Here is a 12,430-nt window from a genome sequence, read left to right on the forward strand (position 1 = left end):
CTTCGCCATTCTCGTATCCCTTCAAAGGTTTGGGATACACCTTAGCCGACTGTCCGGATTCCTGGGACCACTTCAATGAGTTTCAGGAAACATAATGTTATTCGGTCGATAATAACTAGTTGTTTGCCAATCAAGAAGAGCAATGAATTAATAAATCACGTAGGTCAGTGCTCTTCTGTTGTCAGACGCGGCCAAACGAGGAAGGCGACCAAGCGTAAAAGCAAAGGTCAAATAGAGGAGCATCGCAATTCTTAGTAATAGGCGTTCGAGAAACGCGCCAGTTTCAGGGTACCTATAGGTTAACGAGCGAAGATGCTGTCGCTGTTAACGCTGGACAATCGAAGACCACGGCTATGGGCGGAGTGGTAAAATGAGTGTGCTTTATCCTAGGGAATATTGCCAGATCCGTCATCACGCACTGCTGCGCAGGGTTAGAAAATGTTCCGGTAGCGGGGCGATACAACCGATGACAGCCAGATGCAATCTTAAATACAAAGCGAAGTATGAAAGCGAAGTATGACTTATCCGAACGTCCAGCTCTTTATCAACGGCGCATGGCGCTCAGGCGGTAGCGGCGAGGTGATCGACGTTGTGAACCCAGCGACCGAAGAGATTCTCGGCAAGGTTGCCTCGGCCACTGCCGAGGATCTCGATGCGGCGCTGGAAGCTGCCCAAGCCGGATTTCAAGACTGGAGCGCCATGTCTGCCCATGCACGTTCCGCAATCTTGCGCGATGCCGCGCAGATTTTACGCGACCGTGTCGACCGCATCTCCGAGATCTTGACGCTGGAACAGGGCAAGCCACTACGGCAGGCTAAGCTCGAAGTGCTGGCTGGGGCCGAGATGATCGAATGGTGCGCTGAAGAGGCGCGTCGGAGCTATGGCATTGTCATCCCCGCGCGCAGCCCGGGTGTGCTTCAGATGACCTTGCGCCAGCCGGTTGGGCCAGTCGCGGCCTTTGCCCCCTGGAATTTTCCAATCAATCAATGCGTGCGCAAGCTCGCGGCAGGGCTGGCGGCAGGTTGTTCCTTTGTATTGAAGGGACCGGAGGATACGCCGGGCTCACCCGCCGAACTGGTGCGTGCCTTTGTCGATGCTGGGGTGCCAGCGAATACTATCAATTTGGTTTATGGTGATCCGCCGAAGATCTCTGGTCATTTGATTCCGAATCCAGTGATCCGGAAGGTCAGTTTTACCGGCTCAACTCAAGTCGGGCGTCAGATTGGTGCGCTGGCCGCTAATCACATGAAACGGATTACCATGGAGTTGGGCGGCCACGCGCCAGTCATTGTCACCGAAGAAGCCGATCTGGATGCTGCGGTCAATCTGATGGTTCAGCAGAAATTTCGTAACGCCGGGCAGGTCTGCACCTCTCCCACGCGATTTATAGTTCAGGAACGGATCTTTGATCGCTATGTTGAGAAATTCGTGGACCAAAGCATGGCGCTGGTCGTGGGAGATGGGTTCGACGCTGCAACTGAGATGGGTCCGCTTATCAATCAGCGCCGGGTCGATACTGTCAGCGAGTTGGTCGACGAGGCTGTGGCCCGAGGGGCAATTCTTCAGACCGGCGGTGCGCGCATTGCTGGAAAAGGCTATTTCTACGCGCCTACGGTCTTGACCGAGGTGCCGATCACCGCCCGCATCCAGAACGAAGAGCCTTTTGGCCCGGTCGCGCTGATTAATCCATACCAGACGCTGGGCGATGCTCTGGCCGAGGCGAACCGACTAGACTATGGGTTGGCATCATACGCATTTGCTAAAAGTGCCGCGACGATCGGGCTGCTGAGTCAGGGGATCGCCGCCGGCATGCTGACCGTTAACCATCTTGGGCTAGCCTTGCCTGAGCTTCCCTTTGGTGGGTTTCGCGATTCTGGGGTGGGCACCGAAGGCGGCGCCGAAGTCGTTGCACAGTTTTTGGATACGAAAATCGTCACGCAGATGGCAAAGGGCGGATGAGTGCGCCGCAACAAAATACCACTATCAACAGGGAGAAATACATGAAAATCAAATTGAAATCCATTGCGCTTACGGCAGCCATGACCTTGGGTCCTCTAAATGCCATGGCCGCGGAAATCAAATGGAGCATGCAGACATATGCAAGCACCGGCATGTCGGAATACAACACGCTGGTCACCAATTTCGCCGAGAAGGTCGAAAAAGCCTCAAATGGCCGGATGGAGATACAGGTCTTCCCGGCGGGACAAGTGGTGCCTTCGGCGGAGGTGCCCGAGGCCGTTCGCGCTGGAGCGCTCGATCTCGGCAGTACGTTCTTGATGTATTATGCGAGCAAGGAACCAGCGCTTCAGGCTATCAATGAATGGCCAGCGGGTTTCGAAGATCAGCAAGGGCTGGACTGGTTCTATTCCGGGGGTGGCAAAGAATTGCTTCGTCCGGTCGCCGAACGCCACAACCTCTACTATCTTGGCGTCACGACGCTGTTGGGCGAAAATATCTGGTCCAACAAAAAGATCGGAGGCATTGACGATTTGAAGGGGCTCAAGCTACGCACCTCCGCTCTGACCGCTGAATCCTTAGCTATTCTGGGTGCCTCGCCGGTCAGTATGTCGTCCGAAGACATCTACACAGCCATGCAGCGCGGCACAATCGACGGGTTCGAATTCGTATCAACACCCGTGCATTATGGCTTTGGCTGGCACGAGGTGACGAAATATGTCACCGACCCGAAATTCATCATGGGAGGTTCTTCGGACTGGATCGTCAATCTTGATTCCTGGAACGCGCTGCCGGACGATCTTAAGGTAGTTATCGACCATGCGCTTCGGGCTGCAAGTCAAGAATTCTTTGTTCAGTCGCGTCTTGAAGAAGGCGAGATCGAAAAAAAGCTGAAGGAGGCTGGGATCGAATTTATCACTTGGCCAGACGGCGATTTAGAGCAGTTCGAGAAGGCCCGCTATCAGATCGTGCGCGAAAAATACTGGCCCGCCTCTGAAGAGTTCCGTGAGATCCAACAGTCCCGTATGGATTTCCTGAGGAAGCTCGGCTACGAGGTCGAAGCTCCCTGAAGAATGTCCACTACCGTTACAATCTAGATCAACTAATCCGGGCTATCTAGCCCGGATTAGACAGAGTAGGGGAGTAGGACAGTGCAAAAATTGCTATCATTGGTGGATCGGGCGTCGAAATACTTATCGTATCTTGGGGCATTGGCCCTAATCGCCGGAATGTTTGCATCCTGCTACGAGGTCTTTGCGCGGTACGTTCTTTCCAAACCGACGATCTGGTCTGCGGAGCTTGTGCAGATTCTGTTCGGGTCGATTTTTCTTCTTTGCGCTGCTGACAACATTCGCACCCGCAGTCATGTTGCTATCGACTTCATCCAAAGCATTCTGTCACGCCGGGCAAACCGCTTCTTGGCCGGGACCGTCAGCCTTGTGCTTTGCGTCTATGCGGGTGTCTTTCTAAAAGTTGTTTGGAATCGAGCCATAACATCCATTTCAAGGTTGGAAACCTCCAATACGCCCTGGAATCCACCAGTGTGGCCGCTTTCTCTACTGCTGATCGTCGCGGTGACGGCGATATTCTTGCAGTCGCTGGTGGCGCTCACCAGAAACGCGCGAGTTGAAGACCCAGACGCGTGGCAAAACGATATGTATTGAGCACGAAGAACATGGACGCATCGCTTCTTACCATCCTGCTTTTCGCCTCGCTGATCTGCATACTATTCCTCAGTGTGCCCATCGCATTTGGCATCGGCATTGTCTCACTGACCTTCGGTTACTTTATCTGGGGCCCAGCTTCAATCTTCATCCTGGCCAGCCAAGTCTACGCTGGAATGCAGAACCCTTCGTTGGTCTCGCTGCCTTTTTTTATGTTCATGGCGGCGATTTTGGTCCGAAGCGGTATAGCCGACGACCTCTATGATGCCATGTATTTGCTGATCGGAAAGTTCCGCGGCGGTCTGGCTATCGGGACGATCTTTGTATGCGCTGGGATTGGCTGTATGTCGGGGGTTAGCGCAGTCGGTGTGCTAACCTCGACCAAGATCGCCCTACCCGCAATGTTGCGCCGGAATTACGATGAAAAGATCTCGTTGGGGGTTATCATGTCCGGCGGCGCGCTTGGCCAGTTGTTTCCGCCCAGCGTCCTTGCCATTGTCTATGGCGGACTGTCTGGCGTCTCGGTGGGAAAGATGTTCGCCGTGGGGCTGTCGACTGGGATCGCGTTGGTATTCTGTCTTGTGACCTATGTCTTCATCAGGTGCTGGCTGAATAAGGAACTGTGCCCGGCCGCCGAGGATGATCCACGGCAAGAAATATCACTGCAGACGCGGATACAAATTTATTCCCGCACCTTGCCCTCCATTCTGATTGTGCTGGCAGTACTCGGCTCGATGCTCGCCGGGATTGCGACACCAACCGAGGCGGCGGCCATAGGGGCCGCGGCCAGCGCGCTGATCGCGCTGATCCTGCGGGCTATCAACGGCAAAGACATCTTCAATGCCGCCGTTGATGCCGCGAAGCAGACCACCATGGTTCTGTGGATCGCGCTTAACTCGTTGCTCTTTGTCTCAGTCTATTCGGGTATTGGCGGCGGCGATGTAGTCAACGACTTAATCGTAAATCTAAGTATCTCGCCGGGCCTCGTCACCGCAGCCATGCTGGTCATCGTCTTCGTGTTGGGCTTTTTTATCGATCCAATCGGCATTTTGTTTTTAACCATGCCGGTGTTTTTGCCAGTGCTGTTGGCGCTGGATGTCAACTTGATTTGGTTTGGGGCGTTAACCATCCTAGTCCTCGAAACAGCCTACCTGACGCCGCCATTCGGCTACAATATCTTTTTTCTTAAGGCGGCGGCCCCAGCCTCTATCAGTTTGCTGACTATTTACTCTGCTACGCCTGCTTTCGTACTCATACAACTGCTGACGGTTGCGGTCTGCTTTGCAATGCCTGAGATCGTGCTATGGATCACCGAATGAAAGAGGTACCTATGATCGAGGGTGAGCATTACGACTACATCATCGTCGGCGCAGGCTCATCCGGCTGCGCCCTAGCCGAACGTCTGAGCCGCAACAGTTCAGCCCGTGTTGCGCTGATCGAGGCGGGCAGGACCAACAAATCCTTTTTAATCGACATGCCCGCTGGGGTGCGCCTGCTTTATGACGGCGCAGCTTACAACTGGAAATTCCGTACCACGCCGCAGCCTGAACTAGCGTCGCGCCAGATATATATCCCGCGCGGCAAAGTTGTAGGCGGTTCATCATCGATCAACTCTATGATTGCCATCAGAGGTGCCCACACAGATTTCGAGGAATGGGCTGCAGCATCCTCTTCGGTCTGGGGCCCGGAGAACATGTACCGGGTCTTGCGCGAGATCGAGAACGCCAGCGGCCTGCCGCAAAACCATCGCAACGGGCGCGGCTTGGATGGACCGATCAAACTGTCAAGGAGGCTAATCGGACATGCTCTGTCAGAAGCCTATATTGATGCTTGCGAGCAGGCGGGAATTGCGCGGAATGATGAAGGTTTCAACGGTGAAAGCCAACTTGGCGCGGGGTTTTTCGACGTCAATATCTCAAACGGTAAGCGGCACGGCGCATCGGCATTCCTCTTGCAGGCCGCCGGTCGCGAAAATCTGACCATACTACCAAGCTTGCCGGTACGGCGGGTCCACTTCGAACGTGGTACTGCGAGGGGTGTCGTGGTACAGCGCGGTTCCGAAGAATTACTGCTGTGCGCCGATTGCGAGGTGATCCTGAGCGCCGGCGCAATCGGAAGCCCGCAGCTTCTGATGCTCTCAGGGATTGGCCCGGCAGATCATCTACGTCAGGTTGGGATAGACACCAAGTTCGATGCTCCCGAGATCGGTCAAAACCTGCGCGACCACCTCGATTGCTCAATGCGCTGGTCGACTCGGGGTGTCGACACCTTCACTAAATATTTCCGGCCCTATGAAGGCTTGTTCCACAGCGCTCTCTCCGGCGCGCGCTATCTTCTGACCGGCACCGGCAACGCCGCTACGCAGGGAATCGAGGCCGGCGCCTTCTGGGGCGACAAAACTTCGAACGACGCCGAATTTCAGAGCCATCTCGTCCTGGCTCTAAAATGGCCGCCGAGCGGCACGCATCACAAAGACGGCTTCGCCCTGCGCGTCTGCCAGCTTAAGCCGCATAGCGTCGGCGAAATTCGTCTGGCATCAGCTGATCCGCGCGATGCGCCGATCATCGACCCCCGCTTCCTAACGAGCCCTAGGGATCTTGAAGCGCTCGCAGACGGAGTCGCGCGCATGGCGGAGGTAGTTCAGGGTGGTGCGATGCAGGCTTATCTCGACAGAGCTATCGATACAGATGCGCTGAGTTCGAACCGAGAGGTTTTGCGAAATTGGGTGCGGAACACTGCCGAGACCATATATCACCCCGTCGGCACTTGCCGCATGGGGAACGATGATGGTTCCGTTGTAGACAGTGCGCTTCGGGTGCGCGGCGTCGAAAATTTGCGGGTCGCGGATGCCTCGATCATGCCGGAGATTATGCGCGGAAACACCAATCTTAGCTGCATGGCGATTGGTGTGATCGCGGCCGAAACAATCATTTCGGGTTGATCCCATACGCAGTCCGTTCGATGACTTCGCTGCCGCACCGTTACATTTGCACGATCCGCAATGGTGATCCGTGGGATTGGACTCCATATCTCAAACAGGTACGGGTTTCGCAAATTTCCGGACACGCGTTTCGGTAAATCCCGGACTAAGCTACCCCCAGAAAATCGGACACTGACGTAAGCTACGATTTGCTGTCTGCTGATCTTCGACGAGAAGGAGATCAGAGATGTCGAAACGGAAGCAGCATTCGCCTGAGTTCAAGGCGAAGGTGGCGCTTGAGGCGCTGAAGGGTGAACAGACGGTGGCCGAGCTGGCGAGCCGGTTCGGGATTCACCCGACGATGATCCACACCTGGAAGCGGGCGTTGCTTGAGGGCGCATCCGGCGTGTTCGAGCGCGGCGGCAAGAAAGCCCCCGAGATTGACGAGGAGCAGGTCAAGGAACTGCACGCGAAGATCGGGGAGCTGGCTGTGGCCAACGATTTTTTGTCCAGAAAGCTCAAGCCGTGGACCGGCAAGTGAGGCGGAAGATGGTTGAACCCGCCAATTCTGACCTGTCCATCGGCAAGCAGTGCAAGCTGCTGTCGATCTCGCGGTCGTCGTTCTACTACACGCCCAAGGGTGAGACGGCGATGATCGCCGCTCAGTGAACGAGCAACACCGGCTATGAAGAAGCAGGTGGACGCCAGTTCCTACACCACTTCCCGGGGCACTACCCCCAACACCAGCAAGGCGGCGAAGGGGCACAAGACCTATCCCTATCTGCTGCGCGGGCTGCGGGTGGATCGACCCGGCCAGGTCTGGGCCGCAGACATCACCTATCTGCCGATGCGGCGCGGGTTCCTGTATCTGGTGGCGATCATGGATTGGCACACGCGCAAGGTTCTGGCCTGGCGCATCTCGAACACGCTGGAAGCCGAGTTCTGCGTCGAGGCGCTAAACGAAGCCATCCATAAGTTCGGCCCGCCCGAGATCATGAATACGGATCAGGGCAGCCAATTCACGTCGTTTGCCTGGACGGACCGATTGCGCCGATCCGGTGTGCGCATCTCCATGGACGGCAAAGGTAGGTTCCTCGACAACATCTTCGTGGAACGGCTCTGGAGGAGCCTGAAATACGAGTGTGTCTACCTGCACGCCTGGGAGACCGGATCGGAGGCAAAGGCGGGCGTCGGAAAATGGATCGAGTTCTACAACCGCAAGCGCCCCCATTCCGCCCTTGGCGGCAAACCCCCAGCCGTGGTCTATTGGCTGAGAAAAGACGAAACCCAACCCGATCAGCAGGAGCAGAGAGTAGCTTAATTTACACCAGATCCTGTCCAACGGATGGGGAGTAGCTCACTATCACACCATGCCTTTATCACGTAGCCTAGAAATTTTGTTAGCGTCATATTCAAGTACCTCGGACAGGATCTCGTCTGTGTGTTCACCCAGCATGGGGGGGGGCAGGCGGACACCGAATTCATGACCTTCCATGCGGATCGGCGTACGCATCACCTTTGCTTTCACATCTGGTGCAGCGCTATGGTTGACCTCTTGAACTATACCGCGCGCCTGTATGTGGGGGTCTTCGAACACTTGGGGGATAGTGTTAATCGGTCCGCAGGGGATACCGGCATCCTGCAAGTCGGCAAGCCATTGGGCCGATTTCCGTTTGCTCAACTCCTCACGGATCTCGAGCAGAACCGCGTCACGATTGGCAAGCCGCTGCGTGTTGGTCAAAAAGCGCGGATCATCAGCCAGGTCAGGCCGTCCGATGGCCTGACAAAGGCGCCCGTATTGCCCATCGTTCCCCACGGCAAGGTTTATGTGGCCGTCAGCCGTGGCGAAGGTTTCATAAGGAACAATGTTCGGGTGGGCATTGCCCAGACGCCCCGGCTGAGCCCCGCCGACAAGATAATTTGACGCCTGATTGTACAACCACGCCGCCTGACAATCGAGCAACGATATGTCAATGTGACGCCCCACCCCGGTTTGATCACGCTCACGAAGGGCCGCCAAGATAGACACCGCCGCGTACATCCCCGACATGATATCCGAGATGGGCACACCGACCTTCATAGGCTGGCGTTCCGCCTCGCCTGTAATACTCATCAGCCCCCCCATGCCTTGAACGACAAAATCGTAACCGGGCCGCGTGGCATAAGGGCCGGTCTGTCCAAATCCAGTGATCGAACAATAGACAAGACGCGGGTTGCGTGCATGGACCGACGCCCAATCCAGTCCACGGCGCCTGAGATCGCCAACCTTGAAGTTCTCGATCAGAACATCGCTTTTGTCGACAAGAGCATTGATAATCTCAAGCCCCTCGTCTGATGCGATGTCCACGGTCAGAGATCGCTTGTTGCGATTGGTGGACATGAAATAGGCGCTTTCACGGGTGTCGTTGCCATCCCGATCTTTCAGAAAGGGCGGGCCCCATCCGCGAATGTCATCACCGATGCCCGGTCTTTCCACCTTGATGACATCAGCTCCCAAATCGCCCAGAGTCTGCGTGCAACTTGGCCCCGCAAGAATGCGCGAGAGATCAAGAATCCGAAGACCGTCAAGCGGCAAGTTCATTTATTCCCCACTTGTTCGGCAATGATCACTCCGGGGTTCATGATTGACTTGGGATCAAGCGCCTTTTTTGCCGCCGTGAACGCCGCGCCAATTGGGGCCGGACGCTGCTTCTCATACCACGGCATGTGCAGCCTGCCGACGGCGTGGTGATGGGTTATTGTTCCCCCCGCCTTCATCACGGCATCATAGGCTGCAATCTTGATCTCCATACATTGTTCGCCCATCCGCTCACGATCCGGAAGGCAATGGAAAGTGAAATATGGTGCAGGGCCGTTAGGATAGACATGGGTAAAGCGGCAGGTGACAGTGCCTGACCGACCGGTCACACGCTTGATCGCCTTATTCACCGTTTCTATGACTGTGCTGTGCAGCTCTTTAAAATCGTTCCAGCATACAGCCGTCTCAAAGGTCTCACGGCATATGCCGCGCGCTGTCATGTGTTCACGATAGTAAGGGCCGCGAATGAAAGCATTGCGCCATTGGCCAGCCACGCTGTTGCGTCCCTGTTCGGCCTCATCAACCGGTGTGCCTCCGAACTCTCGGCACAGCTCAACGGTAAGGTCCATCAAGTGATCCACCGGATAGTGTGAGCTTTCATACCCCAACACCAAGATTGGCCGGCTACCATCGAATGCTCCTGTCAACTTGGCTTCAAGCGCGTCAATCAGGCGGCAGTTTGCTGGGTAAAGACCAGCTTGCGATATCGCACGCACCGCTTCGACACCTTGATCGTATTCGGCGAAGGTCACCGTCTTGCTAGCCTTGTGCTTGATCCGGGACAAAACCCGAATCCAAGCTTCGGTGATGATACCGACGGACCCTTCTGTGCCCATCACGTAGCGGTCGGGCGACGGACCAGCGCCAGAGGCGGGTAAACGGCGGCTTTCGCTTGTTCCACTGGGCGAAACCATACGAATGTTTTCAACGTAATCGTCTATGTAAGTACCGTGTGTCGCATAATGCCCGGCGGCTCGTGTCGCTATCCAGCCACCAAGGGTCGAAAGTTCAAAACTCTGGGGATAATGGCGCAACGTGGCATTGTGGGTTTTTAGTTGTGTCTCCAGGTCGGGCCCATAAATCCCGGCCTGTACACGCGCCGAGCGTGACACCGGATCGAATTCCAAAACCTTGTTCAAATACCACATGTCGATGGTCACCACACCGGCATAGGTTCCGTCTATTTCAGGGTTTACACCACCGGCAACACTGGAACCGCCACCAAACGGAATAACCGCCGCACCGATGTCACCCGCCCAGTCGATAAGCGCACGCACGTCCTCTTCGTTGCGCGGATAGGCGACCACATCGGGGGCATTGCGGAAATCTCCACGAAACATTTTGGCGCTGTCAAGGAACGAACGACCGTAGCTGTGCAAGGCACGTTCATACCGATCGGTGCGGCAAATTTCCTTGATTGCCTCGGGAAATTGCGTGATTCTGCTGTCGGGCATATCGATGGTATCAAGAGTTGGCGCAGCCATCACTTCGAATGAATCCACCTCGAAAGTACGGTGCCAAGTGTCCAGCACCGGCGCCATCTCTTCGGGGGAAGCGCTTTGGTCTTCAAAGCCCCACGCATAGAATTTTCTACGTCTCTCGCTCACAATAACGCTCCTCAACAATTCAGCGCTGACGCACAATCTTTCGGTTGTCGCCCATCGTGTTTCAGTTTCAGAGCAATTGTTGTTGACTCACAACAGATTTATTCTTAGCAATCAGTTGAGTTTTTGTTATGTGAGTTCTTGTCTTGGACCCGGGACTTCCCCCTCTTAATGGACTACGCACTTTCACTATGGTGGCCCGCATGGGCAGCTTTGTTAAAGCAGCTAGTGAGCTGAGCGTAACACCCGCCGCTGTCAGTCGTTCGATCCGGTCGCTTGAAGATTATCTCGGCTGCAAACTCTTCCATCGACTGAACCGAAAGATTTTGCTGACCCGTGAAGGGCAGATCTATGTCGATAGTCTTGCCGATGTCTTTGACCGGATCGCGTTGGCAACACAGAATCTGGCCGATCAGCGCGCTGATCGGCCGCTTGTCATATGTGCCTATCCAAGTTTTATAGTCAGCTGGCTTATACCGCGCTGGTCGCGTTACCTGCAAACTCATCCTGACGCCCAACTTCGGATCGTCACAACGCTCACCCATGATATCCCGTTTGAAAGAAAAGGTATCGATCTGGCAATCCTTTCGGACAGCTCGGATGATCCGCGCTATATCTCAACGAGGTTATTTGAAACGACTTTGGTTCCGGTGTGCCGCCCGAACTACCTGCCGCCTGACACGTTAACCGGCGATGCTGCGGATTGGCAAAACGCATTGCTGCACTGCGACACTAGGCCCGGCGACTGGAACCGATGGGCGCAGGCAAACAGTGTGTCCGTTGACACCACAAGAGGCCAATGGTTTGAAAACGCATCAATGATGTACGAGGCAGCAATGAGCGGCCTCGGTATCGCCATTGGAATCGAAGCACTGTTGAGCCGCGAGTTTGATACAAGCCGGCTAGCCGTCGCATTCAGTGACAATGTCGAGGTCGCGTGCCCATTTTCCGTCATCCGGCCCGCGGCGACCGAGAACCATCCGTTTTTCTCAATTTTCATGGACTGGCTACATAGCGAAGTGCAGGGGGGCTGATGCTGTAACCGCCCCCCGACAGCATCTCTGTGCCAAGGTGGGATCGCAACAATCCAATTTGGGAGGCAGTTCTGTCGGAGATCACGGTCGGACTCGATCTCGCGAGGAATGTGTTTCAGATTCACGGCGCAGACGGTACAAGCCGAGCGGTTCTCCGCAAGAAGTTGCGGCGCACACAGGTCCTGGAGTTTTTTAGTTTTCCAGCTGCTGGAGCGACGGCGGCACGCTTTATGCCGCGCGCTATGCCTCGGATGACCGCGCGCCTACGCTCTACTATCGCGAAAGCGCGCTGGGTGATCTGCTCCCCGGAAACTGGACCGTTTGAAGCTGGAGTTTTCCGTTAGGATTTCCCGGCTGGGAGAGGAGCGGAATCACATGAAGGCATCGAAGTTTTCGGACGCGCAGAAGGCGTTTATCATCAAGCAGGGCGAGGAAGGCACGCCGGTCGCTGAGATCTGCCGCAAGGCAGGCATCAGCCAGGCGACCTATTTCAACTGGAAGAAGAAGTATGCGGGCTTGCTGCCGACCGAAATGAAGCGGCTCAAGCAGCTCGAGGATGAGAACAGTCGGTTGAAGAAGATCGTGGCCGACCTGACTTTAGGCGGCGTCTGCATTTAGGGGTTCCCAAATCACCTCTCGTTTGATTCAAGATCTAAAACGGGAGGCGATCTTGA

The 12,430-nt window shown here is 55.4% G+C and carries 8 protein-coding genes and 3 pseudogenes; 9 read left to right on the top strand and 2 right to left on the bottom strand.

Translation table 11 applies throughout. From position 1 onward, the window contains the following. Nucleotides 1-516 precede the first annotated feature (516 nt). The 6 genes and pseudogenes from RBB18_RS22680 to RBB18_RS22705 all read left to right on the top strand — a co-directional run bounded on the left by RBB18_RS22680 (nucleotide 517) and on the right by RBB18_RS22705 (nucleotide 7,861). A complete protein-coding gene (locus RBB18_RS22680; protein ID WP_306112576.1) occupies nucleotides 517-1,959 on the top strand; it encodes an NAD-dependent succinate-semialdehyde dehydrogenase in 1,443 nt (480 codons plus the stop codon). Between the two features lie 41 nt (nucleotides 1,960-2,000). Then, the gene (gene dctP / locus RBB18_RS22685) at nucleotides 2,001-3,026 is read left to right on the top strand and encodes a TRAP transporter substrate-binding protein DctP (protein WP_306112577.1); all 1,026 of its coding nucleotides are present in this window, start codon (nucleotides 2,001-2,003) and stop codon (nucleotides 3,024-3,026) included. An 81-nt stretch (nucleotides 3,027-3,107) separates the two neighbouring features. Next, complete coding sequence (locus RBB18_RS22690) at nucleotides 3,108-3,620, top strand: TRAP transporter small permease subunit (RefSeq protein ID WP_306112578.1); 513 nt, start codon at nucleotides 3,108-3,110, stop codon at nucleotides 3,618-3,620. 11 nt (nucleotides 3,621-3,631) lie between these two features. After that, a complete protein-coding gene (locus tag RBB18_RS22695) occupies nucleotides 3,632-4,939 on the top strand; it encodes a TRAP transporter large permease subunit (protein WP_306121280.1) in 1,308 nt (435 codons plus the stop codon). 11 nt (nucleotides 4,940-4,950) lie between these two features. Next, nucleotides 4,951-6,561, top strand: a complete 1,611-nt coding sequence (locus tag RBB18_RS22700; RefSeq protein WP_306112580.1) for a GMC family oxidoreductase — start codon at nucleotides 4,951-4,953, stop codon at nucleotides 6,559-6,561. 226 nt (nucleotides 6,562-6,787) lie between these two features. Further along, nucleotides 6,788-7,861 (top strand): annotated as a pseudogene (locus tag RBB18_RS22705) (IS3 family transposase). Between the two features lie 42 nt (nucleotides 7,862-7,903). Here the strand turns inward: RBB18_RS22705 and RBB18_RS22710 are convergent. Together RBB18_RS22710 and RBB18_RS22715 are read right to left on the bottom strand one after the other, a co-directional pair. After that, on the bottom strand, nucleotides 7,904-9,121 hold the full coding sequence (locus tag RBB18_RS22710) for a CaiB/BaiF CoA-transferase family protein (protein WP_306112581.1): 1,218 nt from the start codon (nucleotides 9,119-9,121) through the stop codon (nucleotides 7,904-7,906). Beyond that, the gene (locus tag RBB18_RS22715; protein ID WP_306112582.1) at nucleotides 9,118-10,725 is read right to left on the bottom strand and encodes an FAD-binding oxidoreductase; all 1,608 of its coding nucleotides are present in this window, start codon (nucleotides 10,723-10,725) and stop codon (nucleotides 9,118-9,120) included. The genes RBB18_RS22710 and RBB18_RS22715 overlap by 4 nt, the downstream gene beginning before the upstream one ends. Nucleotides 10,726-10,868: 143 nt before the next feature. Here RBB18_RS22715 and RBB18_RS22720 point away from each other — a divergent pair, with 143 nt between their 5' ends. From RBB18_RS22720 to RBB18_RS22730, 3 genes and pseudogenes are all read left to right on the top strand, one after another. Then, a complete protein-coding gene (locus RBB18_RS22720; protein WP_306112583.1) occupies nucleotides 10,869-11,756 on the top strand; it encodes a LysR substrate-binding domain-containing protein in 888 nt (295 codons plus the stop codon). 71 nt (nucleotides 11,757-11,827) lie between these two features. After that, nucleotides 11,828-11,950 (top strand): annotated as a pseudogene (locus RBB18_RS22725) (IS110 family transposase); the annotation flags it as partial. Nucleotides 11,951-12,131: 181 nt separating this feature from the next. Then, a pseudogene (locus RBB18_RS22730) lies at nucleotides 12,132-12,356 on the top strand (transposase); the annotation flags it as partial. Between the last annotated feature and the right edge of the window lie 74 nt (nucleotides 12,357-12,430).

The sequence above is a fragment of the Roseovarius sp. MMSF_3298 genome (genome assembly GCF_030733705.1).
GTDB classification, from domain to species: domain Bacteria; phylum Pseudomonadota; class Alphaproteobacteria; order Rhodobacterales; family Rhodobacteraceae; genus Roseovarius; species Roseovarius confluentis.

What these genes read in the sequence shown, in the direction of transcription:
- RBB18_RS22680 (WP_306112576.1), top strand. Translation starts at nt 517, where the DNA reads ATGACTTATCCGAACGTCCAGCTCTTTATCAACGGCGCATGGCGCTCA.
- dctP (WP_306112577.1), top strand. Translation starts at nt 2,001, where the DNA reads ATGAAAATCAAATTGAAATCCATTGCGCTTACGGCAGCCATGACCTTG.
- RBB18_RS22695 (WP_306121280.1), top strand. Translation starts at nt 3,632, where the DNA reads ATGGACGCATCGCTTCTTACCATCCTGCTTTTCGCCTCGCTGATCTGC.
- RBB18_RS22700 (WP_306112580.1), top strand. Translation starts at nt 4,951, where the DNA reads ATGATCGAGGGTGAGCATTACGACTACATCATCGTCGGCGCAGGCTCA.
- RBB18_RS22710 (WP_306112581.1), bottom strand. Translation starts at nt 9,121, where the DNA reads ATGAACTTGCCGCTTGACGGTCTTCGGATTCTTGATCTCTCGCGCATT.